Origin of the sequence: Nocardioides cremeus (assembly GCF_030518195.1) — a bacterium.
Lineage (GTDB): Bacteria > Actinomycetota > Actinomycetes > Propionibacteriales > Nocardioidaceae > Nocardioides > Nocardioides cremeus.
This window is the reverse complement of sequence record NZ_JAULSC010000019.1, coordinates 64,281-88,408: the sequence shown is the minus strand read 5'-3', so window position 1 is coordinate 88,408 and position 24,128 is coordinate 64,281. Positions and strand designations below refer to the sequence as shown.

Here is a 24,128-nt window from a genome sequence, read left to right as displayed (position 1 = left end):
GGAGCCTAGAAACGGATGGCCCCCAACCACGCCAACACCGGCCCCCAAGCCCGCCAACGAGCAGTCACCCCGACGGCCCCGGAACACGCCGCCGCTGGACCCCAGTAAGGCGAATATTCACCGGGTGGCCAGCGTGGGCAAGACCGCCGAGTGGTGACACCGAGGCTGGGCGCGATGTCGGGCCCAACGTCATTCGCCATGCGGCGAGGAGTGTCCGCGTCGCGAGCGGCGCCATCGCTGAGTGAGACGGACGGGCTCCGCGGTCCCAGGTCGTCGGTCCGGGTAGCCAGACTGACCTGTCCCGCAGAGGATCGGCACCGCTAGTGTTCGTCGGCGATGGCCTCCGGAATCGATCCCAACGCGTTGAGGGCTGCTCGCGAGGAAGCGGGGTTGACTCAGCATGAGTTGGCGCGTCTGGTGGGAGCGGCCGGGGGTGAGCGCATCTCACGCTGGGAGTTGGGCACGTCATCTCCGCGCCCCGACTTCCTGGTCAGACTCGCCAATGCCCTCGACATCCCGGCGCTGCGGCTAATTCACCTCGACGGTGATGTCCCCGATCTCCGAGCGCTGCGCCTGCAGGCAGGGCTCACCGTCCCCGAACTCGCCACGTCCGTGAACGTGGCTGTGCCGACCTATTACGCCTGGGAGCAAGGGCGCTGGACCCGACTCCCTGCACCACAGTCGCTCAAAGCGCTAGCCCGCGTACTCGGGGAGTCCGTCGAACTGGTTGTCGCAGCATTCCATGAGGCGCAACGGCAACGCCGGCGCAGCGGAACAGCCTCGGCCCGACCGAGTTCGTAGGCGCAGGCGGGTTTGACCCTTATCCACAGGTGAGAATTTGTTCCGGGAGACCCGGACGATTTTGTGGTCCCATGGACTCCGGATCGTTTGGAGGCGTGATGCTCGGTCCCATCGGGGGGATTGAGCCGCGCGACCCTCCGGTCAGGACTGGGCGATGGCATCTCGGAAGCGGTCACCTGTGGATGACGAGACGTTCGATAGGAATGCACTAGTGTGTCCGTATCGAGTTGGGCTCGCGCTGATCGCTCCGGGCCCGTCTTGACACGTAGGTGATCGAGACACGAGAGGACTCGGGATCCATGTCACAGAACACCGCTCAAGGCCTGTCAGGCGAGGCAACCCCCACCAGCCGTCGCATGCCCACGCTCAACAACAGTCCACGACCACGACCCAAGCAGCGCCGCAGACCATGGGTGTTCGCACTCTGTGTGGCCCTTGTCGCCGCAGGCGCGCTAGGCACCGCGTTCGCCTTCACCTCCATCAACGACACGCAAGAGGTCCTCGTGGTCAGCCAGGACATCAAGCGCGGCGAGACCATCGAGGCCGGTGACCTCTCGGTTGTGCGGGTGAGCGTCGACCCGGCGCTGAGCCCGGTCGCCGGGAGCCAGAAGGCCGAGCTCGAGGGCAGCCGCGCCGCCGTCGACCTGTGGGCCGGCACCCTGCTCACCGAGTCGGCCGTCACCGACAGCCTGGTGCCGGGGGAGGGGGAGTCCCTGGTGGGCATCAGCCTCACCCCCGCGCAGATGCCGTCCGAGCCGCTCTACTCCGGTGACTCCGTCCGGATCGTCACCACGCCCGGCGACCAGGGCGAGGTCACCAACGAGGACCCAGTCACGGTCGAGGCAGTCGTCGTTGGTGTTAGCCGCGTGCAGGAGACCGGCGAGACCGTTGTCGACGTCTCTGTCCCCGAGGGCGACGCCGCCGACCTGGCAGCCCGCGCCGCGACCGGACGGGTCGCACTCGTCCTGGACACGCGGGAGCGCTGACCAATGGCGCTGATCGTCCTGGCCTCGGCCAGCGGTTCGCCCGGCGTCTCGACCACGGCGCTGGGGCTCACCCTCAACTGGCACCGTCCCGTGCTCCTGGTCGACGCCGACCCGACCGGTTCCTCCGCGGTCTTCGCCGGCTACTTCCACGGCACCCAGGAGCCCACCGGCGGGCTGATCAACCTCGCCCTCGCGCTGCGCGAGGGGACACTGGCCGCCGCCCTTCCTCGCGAGACGCTGTTGCTGGACCCCGAGGCCCCGGCCGAGCGGGCGCCCTGGTTCCTGCCTGGCATCCGCGCCCACGAGCAGGCCCCGAGCCTGCTGCCTCTGTGGGAGCCGCTCGCCGAGCAACTGCGCGCGCTGGACCGCAACGGGCAGGACGTCATCGTCGACGCCGGCCGGCTCGGTCTCGCGGGCTGGCCGCAGCCGCTCATCGCTGCCTCCGACCTGACCCTGCTGGTCACTCGCAGCTCACTGCCCGCGCTGGCCGGTGCACGCTCCTGGGCCAAGATGCTGCGCGACCAGTTCGCCGCCGTCGGTGGCCTCTCGCGACTCGGCCTCCTTCTCGTCGACGAGGACCGCCGGTGGCCGGCGATGCCCACGGGCGTCCCGCGGGTGCGTCCCTACACGTCGCGGCACATCGCCAACGCGCTCCAGATCTCCGTCGCAGCATCGGTGGACTGGCAGCCCGAGGCCGCCGAGGTCTACTCCCACGGCGCCCGCAAGCCCCGCAAGTTCGAGTCCTCCGAACTGGTGCGCAGCTACCGCACCGCAGTCTCCCTGATCCACTCCGTCCTCACCTCCAACCAGGCCGCCCTCGCACACCCGATCGGAGGCCGCGCATGACCACCAACGGACACCAGCCCGGAGCCCAGGACCGCGAGCCGCTCCGCGCCGACGAATGGCTCGCGGCGCGACACGCACACCGCAGCCCGCGCTCCCCGTTCGCCCGCGGCCGCGGCGCCAACGGCAACCAGCCAGCCACGCAGCCACCCCCGCCGGCGCCGACCAGCGAGGACCACGACCCGACGTCGCTGCCGATCTTCGCCGGCGCCTGGACCAGCGAGGACCAGCAGCCGGGCCGCACCCGCTCGGACTTCACGCTCCGCCCACTCGTCGCCAACCCCGACGACCAGCCATACACGATCGCCGCCACCGACTACGACGGCGCCGACAGGGGGGAGGTCGAGCTGGACTGGGAGCTCATCGCCCAGTACCGGGCCGAAATCTCCTCCCGGCTGACCGCCCGGCTGGACAAGGAGGGCGGCCGGGTCACCGACGAGGACCGCGAACAGATGGGCCTCGACGTCATCGAGGAGTTCATCAAGTCCGAAGCCGAGGCCCTCGTCTCAACCGGCCGGCCACCGTGGAGCCGCCAGCAGGAGAACGCCCTCAAGGCCGCCCTCAAGGCCGCACTGTTCGGTCTCGGCCGGCTGCAGCCGCTGGTCGAGCGCGAGGACGTGGAGAACATCATCGTCATCGCCCGCGGCCCCGACTGCGCCGTGTGGCTGGAGCTCGTCGACGGCACCCTGGTCGAGGCCGCCCCGATCGCCGACTCCGAGGACGAGCTGCGCGAGTTCCTCGCCGACCTCGGCTCCCGGCAGAACCGGCCCTTCACTGAAGCGCGTCCGCACCTGGACCTGCGCCTGCCCGGCGGCGCCCGGCTCGCGGCCGGCTCCTGGGTGATGGCCTACACCTCGGTGGTGATCCGCCGGCACGGGATGCGCGAGGTGTCGATGGACGAGATGGTCTACGACCGCAAGGCGTGCGGCGCGGTCCTGGCCGACTTCCTCGCCGCCTGCGTCCGCGCCGGCAAAAGCATCGTCGTCTCCGGCGTCCAGGGCTCGGGCAAGACCACCTGGGTCCGCGCCCTGTGCTCGTGCATCCCACCCTGGGAGATGATCGGCACCTTCGAGACCGAGTTCGAGCTGCACCTGCACGAGCTGGTCGACCGGCACAAGATCGTCCACGCCTGGGAGCACCGGCCCGGATCCGGCGAGGTCGGCATCGACGGCCGCCAGGCCGGTGAGTTCAGCCTCGAGGAGGCCATCCACCACTCCTTCCGGTTCAACCTCGCCCGCCAGATCGTCGGCGAAGTCCGCGGCCCGGAGGTCTGGAACATGCTCAAGGCCATGGAGTCCGGCCCGGGCTCGATCAGCACCACCCACGCCCGCAGCGCCGAGCACACCATCGAGAAGCTCGTCTCCTGTGCCATGGAGAAAGGCCCGCAGGTCACCCGCGAGCTCGCGATCAGCAAGCTCGCCGCTGCCATCGACATCGTGGTGTACCTGCGCTCCGAAGTCGTTTCCAACGGCGACGGCACCTTCCGCAAGCACCGCTGGGTCGAGGAGGTCCTGGTCGTCCAGCCCAGCATCGACGCGGCCCGCGGGTATGCGACCACCCCGATCTTCGCCCCGAACCAGCTCGGCCACGCCGTCGCCACCGGGAAGCTCGACAACTTCCTCGCCCAGGAGCTCGCCCGCTACGGGTTCGACATCGAGGCGTACAAGGCCGAATCCCAGGCAAACCCCGGGGTGGCAACCTCATGACCGCCTTCCTGCCCGCCGTCTTCGGGGCGCTCATCGTCATCGGCCTGATCGGCATGGTCTACGCGCTGATCCCCGCACCCCCCAAGCCGTCGCGGCCCGCCCGGACCCTCACCCCCTTCGGCCGGGCGGGTGGCTGGTTCGCCCGGCTCAACCCGCGCACCCGGATGCTGGTCATCGGCGGCGCTGTCGCCGGCCTCCTGGTCGCGCTGCTGACCGGCTGGGTGATCGCGATCGTGCTCGTCCCGGCCGCGATCGTCGGCATCCCGCTGCTGCTCTCACCCCCGCAGGCGGCCGCGAACGTCGAGAAGCTCGAGGCGCTCGAGGAGTGGACCCGGTCACTGTCGGGCAAGCTCACGGCCGGCCAGTCGCTGCGCTCGGCTCTCATCAAGTCGCTGCAGTCGGTGCCGGCGCCCATCGAGCGCGAGGTCGGCCTGATGGTCTCCCGGCTCTGGAACAACACCGCCACCACCGAGGACGTGCTACGCGCCTTCGCCGAGGACCTCAACGACTCCACCGGCGACGTGGTGGCCAGCCAGCTGATCCTCGCCGCCAGCGGGCGCGGGCAGGCCGGCCTGGCCAAGGCGCTGGACGCCCTCGCCGAGACCGTCGCCGCCGACGTGCGCGCCCGCCGCCAGATCGCCGCCGACCAGGCCAAGCCGCGCACCACCGCCCGCACGGTCACCGTGATCACCCTCGGCGTCCTGGGCATGCTCGCCCTCACCGGCGACTACATCGAGCCGTACGGCAGCCCGCTCGGTCAGGTCATCCTCGCCGTCTTACTGACTGCCTACGTGGCCACGCTGCTGTGGATGCGCCGGATGGCGGTCGCCAAGCCGCTCCCGCGCTTCCTCGACAATTCCGATCGGTTCGCGAAAACTGACGGCTTTCTCGACTCGAACCCAGGGGTGGGGTCGCCGTGACGCGCTCAGTATGGGCCGTCGGTTCGCGAACCGGAGGGCTGGCTGGTGAAGTCGTCGAGCTCTGGGTGGTTGATCGTGCTGGCGTAGTGCTCGGCGGTGGCGATGGTGACGCCGAAGAAGTCGCAGATCTGGCGCAGGTCTCCGCCGGCGTGTACCTCGGCCAGGATGCGGTCACGGCGCAGCGCGTTGGCGGACATGCCGAGCTTGCGGGTCAGCCAGGGCACCTTGACCTGCTCCAGGGTGGCGGCCGAGCGGCTGTGGATCAGGAAGTGCGAGTTGATGCTGCCCGGCCACCTGTTGCGGCGGTGGGCGAGGTAGGCGTCGAGCCTGGCCTTGGTGGCTCTTGCCAGCAGGATGGTCCGGTCGGGCAGCACGATGCGGTGGTCACGTACGTCGGTGAGCAGCAGGCCGCATGCTTCGCTGGGTCGCAGCCCGTGGATGCCGATGAGGGTGGTGATGGCGGCAGTGGTCGGATCGGGGGACTCGAAGGCCTCGCGGATGCGCGCGGTGTCGATGGGCATCGGGACACGACGCTCGAGGTTCCCGATCCGCATCCGCGCCATCGGGTTGGCGAACAGCACGCGATGGCGTTTGAGGGTGGTGAAGATCGACCGCAAGGCGTTGCCGAGCGTGACGCGCGGCGTGCCCTGGGCGGGCAGCACGGTGAGGATGTCGTCGCGGGTGATCTCCCGCAGGGACTGATGCCCAACCGCAGCCCAGCCGCGCAGGGTGGGCATGGCCCACAGGGTGCGGGTCTTGATGGTGACGTCATGGCGGGGTCGGCTCCTGGGCGGGGTGGTGCTGCCGTGGTGCAGGACGTCGAACCAGACCTGCAGCTCGCTGGACATCGGGTTGGGCAGCACCTCGATCTGGCGGGCGAACCAGCTCTGCAGCGGCGGAACCCGGTCGTCGACCAACAAGTCGTGGTCGGCCAGCACCTCGAACGCCAGCCGGACGGTGAGGCCCAGGCCTGTCAGGCCGTCCAGGTCACTGGCCTGGATCGGCTCGGCGGTGATGCGGTGTCGGGCTTGCAGGACCCGCAGGGTGATGCGGGTCGTACGGGTCTGCTTGTCGCTCCAGCCGTGCCGGCCGGCGTGGTCGAGGACGTGTTGGTCGAGGATGCCGGCGAAGCGGGTGCTGGGCGGCTCGCCGAACCCGAACCGGCGGGCGGTGGCTTCGACGCGGTCGTAGGCGAACAGGTCGAGCTGGTCGGGATCGGGCACCGACGGCACGGCGGACCCCGGGTCGTGCTGCTCGGGACTGGGGTCGGCACGGGGGCCAGCACTGGGGTCATGGCCGAGTGGATGGATCTGGTGCCGCGGGTCTCTGTAGTCCCGGCGCAGGTGTGGCCGGTAGCCGTTCTTGGGGTTGCCCATGTTCGCCAGCCACAGCTGCTGGCTGCCTGGGTTGGCGGCCAGGACGTCTTTCGGCAGACCGAGCTGGGTCTGGTAGAAGAAGGTCTGGAACCAGCACAGTCGACAAGCCTGGTGCTCGTTGATGGCCAGGTCGCGGTGGCAGGAAGTGCATTCACCGGTTCCGGGATGCAGGTGGCGCCAGCTCGCGCAGGCCGCGCACAGCCACTTCAGGGTGCGGGTGGCGCCCCAGGCCAGGCAGTCGCGGCAGGAGTCGGGCAGCTGCGGGGCGAACTGGTGGCAGCGCCGACACAGCCGCTCGGACCAGTGGTCCCCGGTGGCACCGCAACGACGACACGGCGGTGGTCTGCCGTTGGTGCCGGGTTTGCAGTCGTAGCAGAAGCGGCGGCCGTGGTAGGCCTGCGGCTTGAGTCCGCAGGCCTCGCACATCCTCGGCGCGGTCACGCCGGTGGTTTGCTACGGCTCCGTCCCGGCGCCGGATGCCGTGCGGTCTTCGTGGCCGCCGGTGACCCTGCCTGTGCCGCCGTCTTCTTCGCGGGTCGGCGGGCCGCGACCGCCTCGGGCTCGCAGATCAGCAGATCGGCGGGCGTGCAGTTGAGCACGAAGCAGATCACGTCGAGGTCCTCGAGCCGGATCGTGGTTGGGGTGCCGGCCCACCAGCCCGACATCTTCCCCGCGCTGATCTCCAGCCCTGCCTCGGCGAACATTCGTCGCAGTTGGGTGGACTTCCAGATCCCGGCCTCAGCGGCCTTCATCCTCATGTTCCAGCGCATCGACTCACCCCTCCTCCTTCTCGCTCGTATCTCGGGCGATCGGCCCGCTCACGGTGGTGCCGAGGCGTGCCAGGGTTCGCTCGGTCGCGACGTCCCAGGACCTCTCGATGTGGGTGGAGCGAACGTGGATGTACTGCGTGGTCGTGGACAGCCAGCTGTGGCCCAGCAGCTCCTGGATCGCCTTGAGCGTCATGCCCTGCTCGTACAGATGCGAGGCGCAGTAGTGCCGCAGCACGTGCGGCGACAGCCGGCCGCTCCATCCCGGCAGCCACTGTCTGGTCGCCTCGCCCAAGCCGGTGCGCAGCGCTTCGGCGCCGATGCGGGTGCAATGCCCGGTCATCGGATCGCGGCGTTCGCTGGGCAGCAGCGGGGCGTTGGGGTCGTCGTAGTCGTTCCCGTACTGAGGTCGTACGTCGGTCAGCCACCACTCCAGCAGCGCGTCCACCTCGTCGATGGCCGGAACGATGCGGACCTTCGCGCCACGGCCGCGGCTTCCCTTGCCGTGGCGCACGTGCAGCTTGCCGTGGCTGCCGAGCTCGGGGTGCCAGTCGCCGATGTCGAGCATCACGGTCTCGTTGATCCGCAGCCCGAGCCGTCGCCACAGCGACGCCGCGAGGTAGTCCCGCGCGGCGGGCAGGTACTTACGGGCCTCGGGCAGCGACTCTGCCCATCCTCCGAACAGGTCACCGACCTCGTCGGCCCGTGGCGGGATCCTCTCTGCCGTGGCCGCAGCTACCGACCGGGGCCGGTTGAACTCGTCGATCGGCTGGACCACGACCTGGTCGAACAGGGCGTGGATGTCGCCCTGGTAGCGCACGATGACGAACTCGTAGAACTTCGCCAACGAGGCCGCCTTGCCCGCCACGGTCGACCTCGCCAGACCCCGCTCGCGGCGTGCCGACCTCAGATACCGGTCGGCGTCCTCGACCTGCGCGGTCCACAGCGGCCGCCCCAGAGAGCGCGAGAACTCGAAGACCACCGAACGGTCCGCCGCAGCGGTCTTGTCGTTGATCCCCACCGCGGCAAGAGACAGCGAGTACTGGTCGATCAGCTCCTGCTCGAACTCTTCGACATCGACGCTGCCACGCAGGCTCCGCGCGGAGTCCAGCGACCGGACCACGGTAAGAGTCACCGAACCACCGCTTCAGGAGTCGAGATGAACTGTCGTGAACATAACAGGGTGGTCGGGAATCGTGAAGACCTGTCGCACTCCATAGATGTCGACAGCCGCACTCATCGGCGCAGGTCACAGCCCAGACAGGACAAACCGGCCAGAAACGAACTGGATGGAACTGAAGTACTCCAAGCCCGCAACGCGCACCGAGCGGCGCACGGGGAGAAGGAAGGAGCACTCGCATGACCGGCCTCCAGCTCGCGCTCGCCAGCGGCACCCTCCTCGGGCTCGCCGTTGCCCTGCTCGTGTGGCGCCTGGCCCCGTCCGACCCCGACCTCACCGACGCCCTGGACCGGCTCTCGCCCGACCACGTCGTGCCCCGCCGCAGCGGCGGCCCGCTCGACGTCGAGCAGAGCACCGAATCCGGATCGCTCGTCGACCGGATCGGCGTGTGGGCGATCAAGAACCTGCCCGGGGGAGCGTGGGCACACACGCCCCGCAAGGACCTGGCCATCCTCCAGATCAGCGAGACCAGGTTCTACGGCGAGAAGGTCGTCTGGGCGCTACTCGGCCTGGCGATGCCGCCGCTGTTCGCGACGTTCTTCGCGCTGATCGGGCTCCCGCTCCCGTTCGCGATCCCCACCTTCGGGTCGCTCGGGCTCGCCGCACTGTTCTGGTTCATGCCCAACTACAACGCCACTGACGACGCCAAGAAGGCCCGCATCGAGTTCAGCCGGGCACTGGGCGCCTACATCGACATGGTCGCCACCGGAGTCCGCGACGGCTCCAGCGGCCAGCAGGCGCTGCGCTCCGCGGCCGAGGTCGGCGACACCTGGGTGTTCAAGCGGATCGAGAGCGAGCTGCGCCGCGCCCGCTACATGACCCGCGCCCCCTGGGACTCCCTGCACGGGCTCGCCGATGACCTCGGCGTCCCCGAGCTCGACGACCTCGCCGACATCATGCAGCAGTCCGGCCAGGACGGCGCCCAGATCTACAACAACCTCCGCGCCCGAGCCGCCGCACTCCGCTCGGCGATGCTCAGCGCCGAACTCGGAAAGGCCAACGCCGTCTCCGAGCGCATGTACATCCCCGCCAGCCTGCTCGGCATCGTCTTCATGGCGATCCTCGTCACCCCCTCGATGCTCCGATTCGCGACCTAACACCGACGTCAATCCCGGGACACCCCCTACTCCACCACCCAGAAAGGAACAACCCGATGTTGAAGCTCTTCATCACCCTCCAGGTGACGGCCCTCGCCGTGATCGCCAGCATGGAGGACCGCACCGTCAAGCACCGACGCGACGAGCGCGGCTCGGTCACGATCGAGCAGGTCATCTGGGCCGGCGCGGTCATCCTCATCGTCGGCATCGTCGTCGCCGCGATCAGGGCGTTCGTGACCAGCGAGGCCGGAAAGATCAAGTAGGACCCGTCCATGTTCTCCAGCTCTCGCCGCCGACGCCGGGACGAGCGCGGCTCAGTGGCCATCCAGATGGTCTTCCTGATGCCAGCGCTCTTCGCGGTGATGTTCCTCGGTGTCCAGGGCGCGCTGTACTACCACGCCCGCGAAGTAGCGCTCGCGGCCGCGCAGGAGGGCGCACGCGAGGCGGGCAGCGAGAACGGCACCCGCGAGTCCGGAGTGGCGACCGCGAACGGCTTCCTCCAGGACGCCGGCGGCTCCGACGTGATGACGTCGACCAGCGTCTCCGGGTCACGGACCACGACAACGGCCACGATCACCGTCACCGGCAAGTCCATGAGCGTGATCCCCGGCTGGCACGTGACCGTCCGCCAGAGCGCCAGCGTCCCGGTCGAGAGGCTCACCGAATGAGGGGGCAGAGCATCTGGGCACGCGCCTTCAACCGCAGCCGGGACGAGCGCGGATCGGTGGCCATCGAGGCCGCGATCGGCGTCCCGGCCTTCGGGCTGTTCGTGGCGATGATCATCCTCGGCGGCCGCGTCGAGATCGCCAAGCAGTCCGTGGAAGCAGCCGCGTACGAGGCAGCACGGACAGCCTCGATCGAGCGAACCCAGAGCGAGGCGATCGCCGCAGGCAGGTCCTCGGCAGCAAGCAGCCTGCACGACCAGGACGTGAACTGCACCAGCACGAACATCACGGTCAACGCTGCGGCGTTCAACGCACCGATCGGGAACACCGCCCAGGTGAACGTCACGGTGACCTGCACGGTCAACCTGTCGGACCTGAGCATCCCCGGCGTACCCGGCACCCGCACGATCACCGCAACCGCGAGCAGCCCCGTCGACGCCTACCGGGAGCGCCGATGATGAGCCACCCGGTCCGACGACAGCGCGACGAGCGCGGCGCCATCAGCGTCTGGTTCGCCACCGCGTCACTGGTGATGATCATCCTGGTCGGGATGACCGTCGACGTCGGCGGCAAGGTGCACGCCCAGCAGCAGGCCCGCAGTGCCGCGGCCCAGGCCGCCCGCACCGGCGCCCAGGAGGTCCAGGGCTCGACCGCCATCCGCGGCGAGGAGCTCCGCGTCGACATCAACGCCGCCAAGTCCGCCGCACAGGGCTACCTCAACGCCGCCGGCGTGGAGGGCAGCGTCACCGTCGTCAACGGCGACACCCTGATCGTGCGCACCACCGACACCTACGACAGCAAGTTCCTCGGGATCATCGGGCTGGACTCGATGAGGGTCACCGGGGAGGCGTCTGCACGGCTCATCCGCGCCCAAGGAGGCACCGAACGATGACTACGCCCACCCTGCGCCAGCGGCTGACCGGGCTCCTCGCCACGGTCGCCGTCCTCGGCATCATCATCGGCCTTCCGGCCCTCTTCCTCGCAATCGGAGCGAACCCGATCCCCGACCAGGCGCCGAGCTGGGAGAGCGTCAAGGGCGCACTCCTCGCACCCGACGACGGCACCATGATCCTGGGCCTGTTCAAGGTGATTGGCTGGGCCGCGTGGGCCTTCATGACCCTCAGCCTGGTGGTGGAGACCATCGCCCGGCTCCGCAGGGTCGAGGCGCCCAAGCTGCCGGGACTGGGTCGCCCGCAGGCCGCGGCCCACGGACTGATCGGACTCGCTGCCCTGTTGTTCATCGCAGCGCCGATCGCCGCACAGGCCGCCAACGCCGGCCCCGCCGCCGCATCTGAGCCGGCGGCTGTGGGCCATGTCCAGGCCGGGACCGTCGACCAGACGCCCGCCCAGCACGGCGTGAAGGTCGAGGCGAAGCAGGAGCGCGCGACGGTCGATCACTCGGTCAAGCCGGGGGAGAGCCTGTGGTCGATCGCTGAGGACCACTTCGGTGACGGCGCGCGCTACAAGGAGATCGCCGAGCTCAACCGCGACCTCCTCGGCTCCCGACCCAGCTTCCTCGAGCCCGGCTGGGTGCTCAAGCTGCCCGCCGCCCCGGACAGCGGAGCGTCGGCGCACGCCTACACCGTGCAACCCAACGACACACTCAGCGACATCGCCCGCGACGAGCTCGGCGACGCCGACCGGTGGCCGGAGATCTACAAGGCCTCCACCGGCATCACCCAGCCCGGCGGCGCCCGCCTCGCCGACCCCGACGTGATCGACGTCGGCTGGAAGCTCAACATCCCCGGAGCCCAGACACCGGCCGGTCACGACGACCGGCAGCAGCAGCCGCAGCCTCGCGAGGACAAGCCCGAGACCCCCGCCGAGCCCAAGGACGAGCAGCAGCCGATCGACCCGCCGGCCGAGGAGACGCCGCGGGTCCCCGAGACCGAGGCCCCGGAGACCGCCGCGCCCGAGGTCCCGCAGGCCGAGGGGCCGACGGCGCCGGCCGCCGACGTCGACCAGGTCGACGAAGCCGACGACTCGATCCTCGAGGCGCCCTGGGTCCTTGCCGGTCTGACCGGCGGGGGCATGCTGCTGTCCGGGGCACTGCTGATGGCGCTGCGGTCTCGTCGGCGCTCGGCCTACCGGAACCGGCCGCCGGGTCGAGCGATCGCCGCCCCGCCGCCCGAGGTGGCGCCGGTGGAGATGACGCTGAACGCGACCGGTGCCGCCGCGGCCGCCACCGTGGAGTTCGCCGACGAGGCCCTGCGGCGTCTCGCGGCGGCGGTCGGAGCCCAGGGCACCACGATGCCGCCTTTGGCGGCCGTCGAGCTCGCGAAGGGCAAGCTGACGCTGCACCTGAGCGCCCCGGCCGCCGTCCCGGGTCCCTGGGTGGGTAGCCCCGACCAGACCCACTGGCACGTCAGCACGGACATCGCGGTGGAGGACCTCGGTCCCGACACCGGCAACGTCGAGCCGCCTTACCCGCTGCTGGCCACTATCGGCATGAGCGACACCGGCGAGACCTGGCTGCTGAACTGCGAGGAGCTCTCCACGCTGACCATCAGCGGCGACCCCACCTACGGCCGCGACTTCGCCCGGCACCTCGCTGCTCAGCTGGCCGTCAACCCGTGGTCGCGCCGCGTCCAGGTCGACTGCATCGGCGTGGCCGAGGAGACCGTCGCCATGGACGAGCGGATCACCTACTACCCGACCGGTGCGGCCGGGACGCCCGCGACCGCGGAGATCCTCGCCGCCGCGGTGACAACGGTCGACCGAGCGAAGCGACACGACACCGATGTGTCCACGGCCCGCACCGGCAGCGTCGACGACGACACCTGGCCCGCCAGGATGCTGCTCCTCGATGCCGCAGCCGGAGACCCCGACGACCTCAAGCAGCTGCTGCAGCTGGTCAACGATCACGTCGGACAGTCCGCGACCTCCATCGTCATTGCCGGCGAACGCCCGAACACGCCCGGCGCGGTGCTGCACGTGACCAACACCGGTCGCGTCGTCCTCGAGCACGTCGGCCTCAACCTCATCGCCGTCGGCCTCACCAGCGACGAAGCCCGCGGCTGCGCTCTGGTCTACGCCCAGAGCGAGACCCAGGAGTACGTCGACGCGCCCGTGGACGAGACCGCCACCGACGGCTGGGAGGCCTACACCGACTCCTCCGGAGCTCTGCGTCGCGAGTACACCCTGCCCCGCAACACCCCCGAGGGAGCCGTCGACGAGCCGCTGTCCTCCCTGCTCGAGGGCGAGGACGAGGAGTACATCCGCGAGAGCGCGATCGTGCAGGAGGACCTCGAGGCCCTGGCACCGAAGGTGCCCGCCCACGTCCGCGCCGAGGTCGAGGAGAAGGACCCCACCCTCGACCAGGACATCGCCGACTGGTTCTCGCCCAACTGCGACCGCCCGCGCCTTACCCTGCTGGGCCGGGTCACCGCACGCGCCCACGGCAAGGCACTCGCCAAGCGCAAGCCCTACTTCACCGAGCTCCTGGCGTTCCTCGCCCTGCACCGCAGGCACGGCGCCACCCGCGAGCAGATCCGCGAGGCCTTCTCCATCTCCGACGGCAAGGTGCGCGACTACACCAACATCGTCCGCGACTGGCTCGGTCCTAACCCCCGCACCGGCGAGGACCACCTGCCCTACGCGGACAAGGCGCCGGCCGCCAAGCTCATCGGGGTCAACGTCTACCAGGTCGACGACGGCCTGCTCGTCGACCTGGACCTGTTCATTCGCCTCCGCAAGCGCGGGCAGAGCCGAGGCGGCGCCGAGGGTGTCGCCGACCTCTGCACTGCGCTCGAGCTCGTCGGGGAGGCCCAGCCGTTCAGCCAGCTGCGCGAGGAAGGGTGGGCATGGCTCGCCAACGAGCCTGACCGCGTCGACCTCATGGCGGGCGGGTGGATCGCCGACGTCGCCCTCATAGTCGTCACCGAGGCGCTCGCGGCCGGCGACCTGATCAAGGCCCGCTCCGCCGCCTACGTCGCCAACCGCGCCGACCCCGACGGCGAGAGCACCCGACTGTGCCTTGCCCACGTCATGAAGGCCGAGGGCGACCAGCTCGAGGCCGACCGGATCCTGCGCGAAGAGATCTGCAACCGGTCCGACGACGGTGACGCACCCATGGAATTGTCGGAGCGCACGAAGACCATCATCCGTACACACGGCTGGCTCGCGAGCTGACTCGGGAAGGGAGCACCAGCACATGACAACGTTCGACCAGGAACTCACCGGCCGATACGTCGCGGCCGGCGGCGACCGCCCCGACCTCGACGCCCGCCGCGTTGCGCGGGCCGTGTTCGTGCGCGACACCATCCGCACGCTCTACAACGCCGATAAGAAGTTCGGGATCGACCTCGCCGACAACGGCTCGCTGGCCGAGCTGGTCGACGCAGCCGAAGAACACCTCGAGCACATCGCCAACGACGTCAGCCAGCGGTCAGTCATGGCGTCGCCCACCACAGGAGGAGACACCGCATGAGGAAGCACCACTCCGCACTCGGGGGAGTGGCCCTCGCCCTCGCCCTGACCCTGACGGGCTGCGGCGGCGACGACACCGAGCCCAAGGTCCAGGACACCCCGAGCCCGTCCCCCTCGCCGACACCCACCAGCACGCCGACTCCGAAGACACCGGAGGAGAAGGCGGCGGCCCAGCTGACGAAGTACCTCGAGGTGAGGGACCTGGCCCACCGCAAGCGGACGATCGACTTCAAGACCCTCAACCCGGTCGCGACGGGTGAAGAGTTTCTTGAGCTGCAGGAAGCGGTCGTCGACATGAAGATTGCCGACGTCACGAAGACCGGTAGTTACGTCCACACGCTCGGGGAGCCGCGAAACCGCGGCAACTCGATCGAGATCACGGACTGCGAGGACCGTTCAGGCGTAACCGTGAAGGTGAAGGGCAAGGTGCGGACTCCCGACTACACCACTCCTGACGGCAACCCTCTCCGCAACCCAGCGCCCGTCAAGTACACCCTCGTCAAGGACAAGGGCGCGTGGAAGGTGACCGACTCTGACCTCCTGTGGGAGGAGTCATGCTGAAGCGCATCCTCGCTCTGCTGGCGATGCTCGGCGCATCGTTCGTGGTCGTGGTCGCAGTGGCACCCTCGGCCAACGCTGATGGCTGCGACGTCGACGAGGAGACGGGCGAGGTCGTCTGTGAGGACGAGGGTGGTGGCGGCAACGGCGGTGGCGGGGGCGACACCGGCGGCGGCTCCTCCACCTGCAACTACAACGGGAGAGAGATTCCTTGCACCGGTCCCGGAGGGTCGGTGTGGAGCAGCCTTCACGAGTGCTGGATCGGACCTTCGGCTGGTGAGCTGGGCGAAGATCTCGAGCCGCCCGCGGGCCAGACGAAAGAAGACGGCGCCTGGCACGTCTGCTACTTCCCGCCGCCCGGATCGTCCTGGGAGTACACGTGGGTGCAGACAGGCGAAGAAGTCAGAATTGATCCCGTGGTGCTCGCTCAGCGCGCGATCGCCTCGATGGACCTGGATCCCATCCAGATCGGCATCGTCCCGGAGTCCGGCCCAGACAGGGTTGGGCTAGTGGGGCTGCCGGTGTGGATGTGGGTCGACAGCCCGACGGACGACACGTTCGGTCCGATCACTGCATCGGCCAGCGAGGGGTCGGTGTCGGTCAGTGCCACCGCCAGCGTCTCCAGCATCGTCTGGGACATGGGCGACGGGACCACGGTGACCTGCACAGGCAAGGGCACCCCGTACGCCGACCACTACGGCAAGAAGGACTCGCCGACATGTGGGCACCGCTACGAGAAGATGTCGACGGACCAGCCCGACGGGGCCTACCAGGTCACCGCCACGAGCCATTGGGTCGTCGAGTGGACCGGCGGCGGGCAGTCCGGAACCATCGAGTTCGACCTGACCACCGACGCGCTTCCGATCCGAATCGGTGAGGCCCAAGTGCTGACCCAGTGAGCGATGGGTAGTCACTCAGCGACCACAGGAGACAGGTCCCCGTTCCTCGCAGCAGGACGGGGACCTGTTCTCGTTCTAACGGCCTCGGGTCGAGCCCCGGCCGGCGCGAGCATCCGGCCTGCGCGGGCCACCTGTTGCGAAGGGGAAAGCCCCAGGCGTCTCGGGTCACCTGGGGCTTCAGCGCCCAGTAGAGCACGGCCGATCGAGCAGCGCAGGAGAACCAGAAGCTCAGGGCCGCCCGGTCGGGGAGGAGCTGCGCCGGCGCCGGACCGGCGCCGCGTCGACTGCCGTCCGGGGCCGCTCGCCCGCTCATAAGCATGTCGAGTTGCAGGAAAGATTGGGGACCCCGCCGCGGGCTACTTTGCCGGATTTGGACCAAAGGCCGTTGCCGTCAAAATAGGGATCCGGCCTACTGCAACTCGTCGCGTAGGTAGCCCTTCGCGAACTCATTGCTCATAGGGCATGACTGCCATGGAGGAGGTCAGCGAACTGCGCCCTGGCGGAGGTCAGGTCGAGGGTGTCGCCGTGAAGCCGGGCGAGTAGCTCCTCGGCCGGGAGCCGCCATAGGTATCCGTGACGGGAGAAGTACCAGCCGACCTCGCGGATCTGGTGGCGGTCGGTGGTGTCGGCCAGCAGATAGCCCAGGAACTGCCACAACGTGAGCTTGTTCAGCGCGGGGGTCTTCGCGGTCTTCAGCTCGAGCAGAGTGCCATCGATGATGAGGTCCGCGTCCGCGCCGCCGAGGTCGTTGCTGCGGTCGAAGATGGGGTTGGAGACCACATGCTGATGGCGGCCTGCAAGGTCGGGCTGGCTCTCCGTGAACAGCAGAGTCAAGGCCGCGACATCGTTGACGAGCCGGTCATCGACGAGCGCCAGGTGTTCGTCGAGCTGGGCGTCGGGTCCGGCGAGGAGGAGCAGATGGCTGGTCAGGTAAGCCGCCGGAACGCGGTAGAGCTGTTCGTATAGCGCTAGGAGCCCACTCAGCCTCGCGACCGTCGTGGACTCGGGGTGGCCACGGCCTCGCGGGCGTGACTGGGTTCCGTCTGGAGGCCGGCGATCGCTTCGACCAGTTCGGACCACGCGACTGTTGGTGCCGGCTGGCGCCAGCGGCGGGCGAGATTTCGGGCACCCGCCGCGGCGACAAAGCCGGCCGGATCCTGGGGCGCCAGTAGGAGCCGGACTCGGTAGTCGAAGGCTGTTCCGGCCGCACCCCAGTCGTAGCGGCCTTCCCCTGCCTGCTCGGCGCCTGGCAGCACCTTGGGCGGGCCAGGGTTGAACCAGTCGACCGTGACGAGCGAGTGGGATCGGCCGTCGATCGTGATCGACGCCGCCGGGGCCGAGGTGTCCGCGAATCGGACTTCTTTGATGTGGGGGTACGCGGCCTCGAAGTGACGGCGGACCGCGCTCTCAGGATCGTCGAGGCGCCCGGTCAGCGACATGTCTTAGACGCTACGCGCCGGAGCCGGGCGCCGCGGATAAGTCCGGCGGGCCAGTGTTCTTTGAACAAGGCTCGCGTTGCTCAAGGTTCTCTGCAGCTCGACAAAGAATGTCGAGATGCACGAAAGATTGACGACGTCCCCACGGGCAACCTTGACGGGTCTGTGCGGTCGGGCCGTTCCCGGCAAGGTGGTAGCGATTTGCCGGGCAGAGATCCGTGCGACGATCCCGCTGATCGCCCCTGCCGACCACGCCATTGCCGATGGGAAAGTGGAGCGCACGGGACATCGTGCCGGTCTACTCAAAGACGAGACGGCGCAAGAAGCCGACCCGGGAATCCGCGCCGCCAAGCGGATGTTGGCGACAAGTCGAGTCGGCGATGCTAGGTTCCGGTCGAGTACGGCGGGGAGGCAACGTTGAGCTCGGACCCTTTCAGTGCGGCGGCATCGGCCCTGGGCTATCTGTACCAGTGCAAGTACTCGCTGTTGGCTGCGCTGGAGCGTATGGACGGTTCACCGCTCCTGGTCGAGATCGAGACACTCGACGACGTCACATTCCCACTAGGCGCGGAGCCGATGGAGCTCCTGCAACTCAAGCACCACCAGGGCGAGCGACCGCCGGATCTGACGACCGCCAACACGGACCTGTGGACGACACTCCGGGTGTGGTGCGCACGGCTGGTCGCAGGCGAGCTGTCCGACGACGCATGCCTGTTCCTCATCACGACGGCGGGATGCGCCGATGACTCCGCGCCCGCGCTGCTGGGCATCTCAGACCGAAACGTCGAGAAGGCCGAAGAGCTGCTCCTCGATTACGCCAAAGCCAGCAACGCCGTGTCGACCCAAGCAGCCCGCAAGGCGTTCCGTGACCTCAACCGCACCCAGCGCCTGAGCCTGCTCGATCGCGTCCGCATCATCTTCGAAGCCCCCGAGATCGACGGGCTCGACGATCGACTGAACCAGCGCTTGCGTTTCGTCCGGCCGAGCCGGGTCGACTATGTCCGCGAACGGATGGTTGAGTGGTGGTACGCACGCTGCGCCGAACACTTGAGCAAGAAGCGTCCGGGAGCCATCAACTCGATCGAGATCGACCTGAAGATCGAGTCACTCAGTGACGCGTTGACGGCGGACAATCTCCCCATCGACGTGCCCGAGCCGGCTGACGCCGACCTGGGCGATGTCGGCGACAGCATGTTCGCCCGGCAACTCGCGCTGCTACCAGTCTCCGGCACCCGGGTGCTGCAAGCAGCAAAGGACTACATGCAGGCCTTCAGCCAGCGCTCACGCTGGCTCGGGGCCGAGCTGCTCACTGTCGGCGACCTTGCCGACTACGAGTCCGACCTCGTGAGCGAGTGGCGCCGCCGGTTCACCGTGATGTGCGATGAGATCGGCCCGGCCGCTGCTGAAGAAGAGATGCGGCGCGAGGCTAAGCAGTTCTACAAGTGGTTTGAGCTCGAGGCCGACTTTCCCATCCGCCCACGGTGCACCGCGGCCTTCGTCACCCGCGGCTCGTTCCACATACTCAGCGACCAGATGCGCGTCGGCTGGCACCCCAACTTCGAGAGCATCTTGTCCAGTGCAATCGGAGAGAGCACAGCATGACGACGCTGCCGGCGTGGGAAACACGGGTGCGCGAGGAGGCGAACCTCTTCAATCCGTACTTTCTCGCGGTCACGATCCGGCAGGCGGCGAGCGCCTACGAAGCCGCCCGTGGCGAGGGACTTCCCTGGCCACTCCCGTTCCTTTGCGTGCCGCTGCTCCTCCACGAGCACTCCCGTCAACAGCTCCCCTACAACTCACGCACTGACCTCGTGGTTTGGCTGACCGACCACCCCGACATCCGATTTCTCACACCCGGACGGGTGAGGCTGCTTCGCCCGCATGTCCGTGAAGCACTGCTCGTCGGGGTGCGCGAAGGAATCCTGACCGTCGACCGGCCCGCGCTGACGATCAGCCAAGGGCCGACGCGACTGACAAAGACGCGTCTTGACCGCACCGGCGCCGTCGCCGGCGAGATCCTCAAGGAAGCCACCAAGCTTGGGCGCTGGCTGGCACGTAACGGCACTTGGCAATACCAGCTGACCCTCTGGGGAGTGAGCGCATGAGCTTCCAACTGAGCAGGATCATCCTCTTCCCTCACGGTGACCGCGAACCACGCGTCGTGCCCTTCAAGACGGACGCGCTCAACATCATCACCGGCGACTCCGGCACCGGAAAGTCCGCGATCATCGACATCGTCGACTACTGCCTTGCCAGCGGCGAGTGCCGCGTCGCCGACGGCGTGATCCGCGACAACGTCGCCTGGTACGCCGTCGAGCTCGTCGTGGGTGAGTCGCGCGTCCTCGTCGCTCGCCGCGGACCCGAAGCCGGCCGCCCTGCTTCCAACGACGTATGTGTCCTGTACGACCAGACCGAGCTTCCGGCCGCCGGTTCGCTCGAGCCGGTCACCAACGTCCCAGGACTGGAAGCGCTGCTGACCGAGCTCGCCGGCATTCCCCGCACAGCCGACCCAGACGGACGCCTGGCACCGACCTACAGCGCCACCATCAGGCACGCCTCACGGCTGCTGTTCCAGAGTCAGAACGAGATCAGCAGCAACACCTTGCTCTTCCACCGCCAGAGCGACGACTTCGTCAAGGCTTCGATCCGCGACACCCTACCGTTCTTCCTCGGAGCGGTAGACGCCGACGACCTAGCCCTGGCCCGCCGCTTGGCCGACCGGCGCCGCGAACTCCGCCGCGTCCAACAGCAAGTCAGGGAGCTCGAAGACCTCGCTGACGTCGAAGGCTCCCGGGCGTCAAGGCTGCTCCTCGAAGGCATCGACCTGGGAGCCATCGAGCCGGTCGACACTCAGACGCCAGATGGCGAGTCGGTTCCTCGACATGAGGCCATTGCCCGCCTCCAGGTCGTCACCATCGAGGACGCTGACGACCGCGAGATCGACGCCAGCGCTACCACCGACCGACTCAACACACGACGTCGAGCTCTTCGAGACCAGGCGCGAACCCTCAGAGAGGACTACCAAGCCACCCAGGAGCAGCTCAGCGAAACCCGCGACTTCTACGACGCGCGCTCAGGCTTCGACAGTGCTGCGGCGGACCAGGTCGAGCGGCTAAGACTCGGGGCTGAGCTCCCAGAGGGTGCACCCGAACTCCACGAGTGCCCTCTGTGCTCCTCCGAGCTCGACCAGACTCTGCCGGCACATGCCGACGTGCTGGCCTCGCTTCGTAGCCTCGAACAGACGGTTGCCGCGTTCTCTCAGGACCCGCCGCAGTTGCGCGCCTTGGCAGAGGATCTCGCTGGACGCGCGAGTGACCTGCGGCGTCAGATGGTTGAGGTCACGGGGCAACTCGAAGCGCTTGACCTGGAGCAGCGCCGCCTGCAGGGCAACGTCGACCAGCGCGATCAGCGACTCCTCTGGTTCGGACGGGTCTCTCTGTTCCTCGAGTCCGTGGCCGAGGAGACCCGGCTGGCGGATCTGCGCCTTCGAGTCTCTCGGCTGCAGACCGAGATTCAGGAGCTCGAAGAGAGGGTTGGGCCTGGTGCAGTACGTGACCGGATGGCCTCCATCGTTTCTCGGCTTTCCCAGACCATGACTGCCTCTGCCGCGCCTTTGGATCTCGAATGGTCGAGCTATCCGATTCGGTTTGACGCGCGAGAGCTCACGGTAGTTGTCGACGGCCCCAACGGTCCCATCCCGCTGCGCCGCGTCGGCAGCGGTGAGGCGTGGGTGGCGTACCACATGGTCACCCATCTTGCGCTGCACCAGCAGTACGCGGAGGCGGCCCGACCAGTGCCGCACATGCTCTTCCTCGACCAGCCAAGCCAGGTCTACTTCCCGCGCGAATCCGACACCGTGACCGTCGCGGAAGAGCGCATCGGAGATATGGCCGCCGCGGAGCGACTGCTACGAGTCGCGTACGAGGCCACTCAAGGCGATGCCGGATTCCAGGTGATCATGACCGAGCACGCTGAAATCGACGAGGACTGGTTCCGCGACAGTCTCGTCGAGGATTGGCACGAGGGTCGTGCACTTATCCCAGCCGCGTGGCTCTAGCGACCACATGGACAGCCGCGACGTCGCCGCCAACAGGTCCCAATCACCCTGACATAACTCAAATAGATTGACTTGTCGTAGGCAAAGTCAATCTTCGCTGCATCTCGACAAAGAAGGCCGCGCAAGGGTCGGCCGGGAACTTTTTCATTTTTCGGGGGGACGGGGGCGTCCCCCCGCTCTGACCTGCGCAAACGCAACGACCGTATCCCCGTCGAGCATGCGTCCCCCCTCGAAATCAGGGGATTGGGGGGACGGATGCGGGGACGCCCGCTCGCGACCTTTCTGCCGTGCTCAGCCACGGACGAAAGGAGCGAGCGCGATGAGTGTGGGCGACCAGCTCGGCCTCGACGTCAACAGCGAACTGCTCGACCAGGCCCGCCAGAAGTGGCCGGCCTGGGTGGCAGCCGATCCGCGCCTCGGCGTCGTCGACAACTTCGACGACCTCCGCGCTTGGCTACCGACGGTGGACCACGAAACCTCCGACCAGGTCCTCCTCGCGCTGGCCATGCTGGCGGCCCCCGATGGCGGCGACGACATCGCCGCTGCGGCCGCTCTGGCCAAGTGCCTGCTGCCCGGCGCCTGCCGGCTCGCGGGCTGGCTGAGCACCCTCCCGCCACGCGAGGTCTTCCGCGACAGCCAGCCGGTCATGGCCGGCACATGGTCAGCAGTCGAGCGGGTCGACGAGCTCGTGGCTTCGCAGCTGTGGATCGAGGTCCGCACCTTCAAGTGGCGCCGGACCCGCAAGGTCGCTGCCAACATCTTGATCAACACCCGCGTCGGTGTCCTCCGCGAGGTCGGCGACTTCTTCTACGTCTCCCGCGCCGACCGCACCTGGGCCAACACCACCCTCGTCGAGTCCTTCTCGGCCGGCGAACTGACGAGCGTCGACGGCGGTGCCGGCTACTCGGCCGAGATGCCGACCGAGCGGGTCGCCGGCGCGCTGTTCCACCGCCCCGAGATCCTCGCCGACTCCGGACCCGAGCAGGAGGAGCCGTCGGCCACCGAGGAGCTCCTTGAACTGCTCGCGTGGGCCTGCGACCACCAGGTCATCAGTCCCGCGGACCGGTACCTGCTGCTGTGCCTTGTCGAGGAGGCCGACCGAGTCGAGACCCGCAGGCTGGCGCGCGGGTACGGCGGCCTGCTCAGCAACGAGGTGTCCAGCCGGGTCGCGCCCCGCATCGGGGTCTCTGAGGCCACCGTCCGTCGCCACGGCTCTCGCTCCATGCGCGCCCTCGCCGAGGCTGCCCCGAGGAAGTTCGGCCATGACGAATAGGCCCGGAAGTGATCGCTCGCGCCACCCCGCGACACATAGGCGACTGGAGGTGGTGAAGCCCATGACAAACACCCACGACGGCGAGACCCGTACGCCGGAGCAGATCGCCGAGCTGTTCGCGATCGCCGGCCGCGAGATCGAGGCGATCAAGCAGCTGAGCGGCTGCGTCGCCCAGCTTCACGAAGTCCAGGCCGCGAAGGCGCAGCTGGCGACCCTGACCCCGACCGAGGTCCGCGCCGCGCTCGAGTTCCGCCGCGGCACCCTCGGGAAGGCCCAGTGAGCACCCAGACCCCGAGCCGCCCGGTCGGGGTCGACGAGCTCAAGCGCGCCTGGCACGCACTGAACGCCGGCGAGTTCCGCACCGGTCCCGGCGCCGGCCAGGGCCCCCGCGGTCGCGGCACCGCCGCCGAGGACAACTGGTCACCGGCCGACGGCGAGCACACCATCGCCGTTATCGGGTCCGCAGGCTCGGTCGGCGCGAGCACCTTCGCCCTGGCCACCGGTCTCGCCGCAGCCGCCCCGGTCCGAGTCATCGAGTGCTGCTCGGTCACCGCCTCCGGACTCGCCGCGGCGAGCACCGCCGAGCTCGGTCTTCACCCGACCGACTGGCGTCAGGGCAAGCGCGACCACGTCCTGCTCGAGCGCGCCAGCGAGGTCCTCGCTGGCGTCGACGAGGTCCCGCTGCCCACCGAGGCACAGAACGAGACCCAGCTGACCATTCTCGACATCGGCTGGGAGGCGGGCCAGCTGCTGGCCACCGACTGCTGGCTAGCTGAAGCCGTCCGCGCCGCCGACCAGATCGTCCTGGTCACCACCGCCACCGTCCCCGGGATGCGTCGCGCCGGAGTCGCCATGGACCTGCTGGCCGGCTACTGGCAGCCCGAGCAGATTGCGCTCGCCGTCCGCGGGCCCCGCCGCAAGAAGTGGCCGCGCGGCCTTGAGCACGCCGGCGGCCCCGCCGTCCGCCGCGTCCTGGACGGGGACCGGTGCGTGGAGATCCCCGAGGACCGCGAGCTCGCGGTCAACGGCCTGGGCTCCCGACCCGTCCCGGCCCCCCTGATCTCGGCAGCACGTCAGCTGCTCGAGCCCGCACATCTGCCCACCGACACCGGCGGCGAAAGCGCCTGACCCGCCCG

At 68.8% G+C, this 24,128-nt stretch carries 26 protein-coding genes; 21 read left to right on the top strand and 5 right to left on the bottom strand.

The window, feature by feature from the left end; all coding sequences use genetic code 11:
* Positions 1-336: 336 nt before the first annotated feature.
* From QWJ41_RS22070 to QWJ41_RS16570, 5 genes are all read left to right on the top strand, one after another.
* Positions 337-801: a helix-turn-helix domain-containing protein gene (locus QWJ41_RS22070; protein ID WP_369292735.1), complete on the top strand. Its 465-nt coding sequence runs from the start codon at positions 337-339 to the stop codon at positions 799-801.
* Positions 802-1,229: 428 nt separating this feature from the next.
* Complete coding sequence (locus QWJ41_RS16585; RefSeq protein ID WP_302709514.1) at positions 1,230-1,787, top strand: SAF domain-containing protein; 558 nt, start codon at positions 1,230-1,232, stop codon at positions 1,785-1,787.
* Positions 1,788-1,790: 3 nt separating this feature from the next.
* Positions 1,791-2,633: a CpaE/TadZ family protein gene (locus QWJ41_RS16580; protein WP_302709513.1), complete on the top strand. Its 843-nt coding sequence runs from the start codon at positions 1,791-1,793 to the stop codon at positions 2,631-2,633.
* On the top strand, positions 2,630-4,336 hold the full coding sequence (locus QWJ41_RS16575; RefSeq protein ID WP_302709511.1) for a TadA family conjugal transfer-associated ATPase: 1,707 nt from the start codon (positions 2,630-2,632) through the stop codon (positions 4,334-4,336). The genes QWJ41_RS16580 and QWJ41_RS16575 overlap by 4 nt, the downstream gene beginning before the upstream one ends.
* Complete coding sequence (locus tag QWJ41_RS16570; RefSeq protein ID WP_302709510.1) at positions 4,333-5,256, top strand: type II secretion system F family protein; 924 nt, start codon at positions 4,333-4,335, stop codon at positions 5,254-5,256. Before QWJ41_RS16575 ends, QWJ41_RS16570 begins: the two co-directional genes overlap by 4 nt.
* 5 nt (positions 5,257-5,261) lie before the next feature.
* Here QWJ41_RS16570 and QWJ41_RS16565 read toward each other — a convergent pair whose 3' ends face one another.
* The 3 genes from QWJ41_RS16565 to QWJ41_RS16555 are packed head-to-tail and all read right to left on the bottom strand — an operon-like array spanning position 5,262 to position 8,522.
* The gene (locus QWJ41_RS16565) at positions 5,262-7,073 is read right to left on the bottom strand and encodes a site-specific integrase (protein ID WP_302709509.1); all 1,812 of its coding nucleotides are present in this window, start codon (positions 7,071-7,073) and stop codon (positions 5,262-5,264) included.
* The gene (locus QWJ41_RS16560) at positions 7,070-7,402 is read right to left on the bottom strand and encodes a helix-turn-helix domain-containing protein (RefSeq protein WP_302709508.1); all 333 of its coding nucleotides are present in this window, start codon (positions 7,400-7,402) and stop codon (positions 7,070-7,072) included. Before QWJ41_RS16560 ends, QWJ41_RS16565 begins: the two co-directional genes overlap by 4 nt.
* Before the next feature lie 4 nt (positions 7,403-7,406).
* Positions 7,407-8,522 carry a tyrosine-type recombinase/integrase gene (locus QWJ41_RS16555; RefSeq protein WP_302709507.1) on the bottom strand — a complete coding sequence of 372 codons (1,116 nt, stop codon included), beginning with the start codon at positions 8,520-8,522 and terminating at the stop codon, positions 7,407-7,409.
* A gap of 236 nt (positions 8,523-8,758) precedes the next feature.
* On the opposite strand from QWJ41_RS16555, the gene QWJ41_RS16550 reads away from it, so the two are divergent.
* Genes QWJ41_RS16550 through QWJ41_RS16510 form a run of 9 tightly spaced genes read left to right on the top strand, consistent with a single transcriptional unit; the run spans position 8,759 to position 16,226 of the window.
* The gene (locus tag QWJ41_RS16550) at positions 8,759-9,676 is read left to right on the top strand and encodes a type II secretion system F family protein (RefSeq protein WP_302709506.1); all 918 of its coding nucleotides are present in this window, start codon (positions 8,759-8,761) and stop codon (positions 9,674-9,676) included.
* A gap of 56 nt (positions 9,677-9,732) precedes the next feature.
* Entirely contained in the window at positions 9,733-9,939 is a 207-nt protein-coding gene (locus QWJ41_RS16545) for a hypothetical protein (protein ID WP_145724661.1), read from the top strand.
* 9 nt (positions 9,940-9,948) lie between these two features.
* Entirely contained in the window at positions 9,949-10,344 is a 396-nt protein-coding gene (locus QWJ41_RS16540) for a TadE family protein (RefSeq protein ID WP_302709505.1), read from the top strand.
* Positions 10,341-10,799 carry a TadE/TadG family type IV pilus assembly protein gene (locus tag QWJ41_RS16535; RefSeq protein WP_302709504.1) on the top strand — a complete coding sequence of 153 codons (459 nt, stop codon included), beginning with the start codon at positions 10,341-10,343 and terminating at the stop codon, positions 10,797-10,799. The genes QWJ41_RS16540 and QWJ41_RS16535 overlap by 4 nt, the downstream gene beginning before the upstream one ends.
* Positions 10,799-11,233 (top strand): TadE/TadG family type IV pilus assembly protein, encoded by a 435-nt coding sequence (locus QWJ41_RS16530; RefSeq protein ID WP_302709503.1) that lies wholly within the window; start codon positions 10,799-10,801, stop codon positions 11,231-11,233. The genes QWJ41_RS16535 and QWJ41_RS16530 overlap by 1 nt, the downstream gene beginning before the upstream one ends.
* Positions 11,230-14,472 (top strand): LysM peptidoglycan-binding domain-containing protein, encoded by a 3,243-nt coding sequence (locus tag QWJ41_RS16525; protein ID WP_302709501.1) that lies wholly within the window; start codon positions 11,230-11,232, stop codon positions 14,470-14,472. Before QWJ41_RS16530 ends, QWJ41_RS16525 begins: the two co-directional genes overlap by 4 nt.
* A 22-nt stretch (positions 14,473-14,494) precedes the next feature.
* Entirely contained in the window at positions 14,495-14,770 is a 276-nt protein-coding gene (locus tag QWJ41_RS16520) for a hypothetical protein (protein WP_302709500.1), read from the top strand.
* A complete protein-coding gene (locus tag QWJ41_RS16515) occupies positions 14,767-15,330 on the top strand; it encodes a hypothetical protein (RefSeq protein WP_302709499.1) in 564 nt (187 codons plus the stop codon). The genes QWJ41_RS16520 and QWJ41_RS16515 overlap by 4 nt, the downstream gene beginning before the upstream one ends.
* Positions 15,324-16,226, top strand: coding sequence for a hypothetical protein (locus QWJ41_RS16510; RefSeq protein WP_302709497.1), 903 nt, complete (start codon positions 15,324-15,326; stop codon positions 16,224-16,226). Before QWJ41_RS16515 ends, QWJ41_RS16510 begins: the two co-directional genes overlap by 7 nt.
* A gap of 453 nt (positions 16,227-16,679) precedes the next feature.
* Here the strand turns inward: QWJ41_RS16510 and QWJ41_RS16505 are convergent, their stop codons facing one another.
* A complete protein-coding gene (locus QWJ41_RS16505; protein ID WP_302709496.1) occupies positions 16,680-17,006 on the bottom strand; it encodes a hypothetical protein in 327 nt (108 codons plus the stop codon).
* Between QWJ41_RS16505 and QWJ41_RS16500 the strand changes: the two genes are divergently transcribed.
* Positions 17,007-17,192, top strand: a complete 186-nt coding sequence (locus QWJ41_RS16500) for a hypothetical protein (RefSeq protein ID WP_302709494.1) — start codon at positions 17,007-17,009, stop codon at positions 17,190-17,192.
* 14 nt (positions 17,193-17,206) lie between these two features.
* Here QWJ41_RS16500 and QWJ41_RS16495 read toward each other — a convergent pair whose 3' ends face one another.
* Positions 17,207-17,665: a hypothetical protein gene (locus QWJ41_RS16495; protein WP_302709492.1), complete on the bottom strand. Its 459-nt coding sequence runs from the start codon at positions 17,663-17,665 to the stop codon at positions 17,207-17,209.
* A gap of 414 nt (positions 17,666-18,079) precedes the next feature.
* Between QWJ41_RS16495 and QWJ41_RS16490 the strand changes: the two genes are divergently transcribed.
* The 6 genes from QWJ41_RS16490 to QWJ41_RS16465 all read left to right on the top strand — a co-directional run bounded on the left by QWJ41_RS16490 (position 18,080) and on the right by QWJ41_RS16465 (position 24,120).
* Positions 18,080-19,264, top strand: a complete 1,185-nt coding sequence (locus QWJ41_RS16490) for an ABC-three component system protein (protein ID WP_302709491.1) — start codon at positions 18,080-18,082, stop codon at positions 19,262-19,264.
* On the top strand, positions 19,261-19,767 hold the full coding sequence (locus tag QWJ41_RS16485) for a three component ABC system middle component (protein WP_302709490.1): 507 nt from the start codon (positions 19,261-19,263) through the stop codon (positions 19,765-19,767). Before QWJ41_RS16490 ends, QWJ41_RS16485 begins: the two co-directional genes overlap by 4 nt.
* The gene (locus QWJ41_RS16480; RefSeq protein WP_302709489.1) at positions 19,764-21,719 is read left to right on the top strand and encodes a DUF3732 domain-containing protein; all 1,956 of its coding nucleotides are present in this window, start codon (positions 19,764-19,766) and stop codon (positions 21,717-21,719) included. The genes QWJ41_RS16485 and QWJ41_RS16480 overlap by 4 nt, the downstream gene beginning before the upstream one ends.
* Positions 21,720-22,038: 319 nt before the next feature.
* On the top strand, positions 22,039-22,992 hold the full coding sequence (locus tag QWJ41_RS16475) for a hypothetical protein (RefSeq protein ID WP_302709488.1): 954 nt from the start codon (positions 22,039-22,041) through the stop codon (positions 22,990-22,992).
* 61 nt (positions 22,993-23,053) lie between these two features.
* The gene (locus tag QWJ41_RS16470) at positions 23,054-23,272 is read left to right on the top strand and encodes a hypothetical protein (RefSeq protein WP_302709487.1); all 219 of its coding nucleotides are present in this window, start codon (positions 23,054-23,056) and stop codon (positions 23,270-23,272) included.
* Entirely contained in the window at positions 23,269-24,120 is an 852-nt protein-coding gene (locus QWJ41_RS16465; protein ID WP_302709486.1) for a hypothetical protein, read from the top strand. Before QWJ41_RS16470 ends, QWJ41_RS16465 begins: the two co-directional genes overlap by 4 nt.
* The last annotated feature ends 8 nt before the right edge of the window (positions 24,121-24,128 follow it).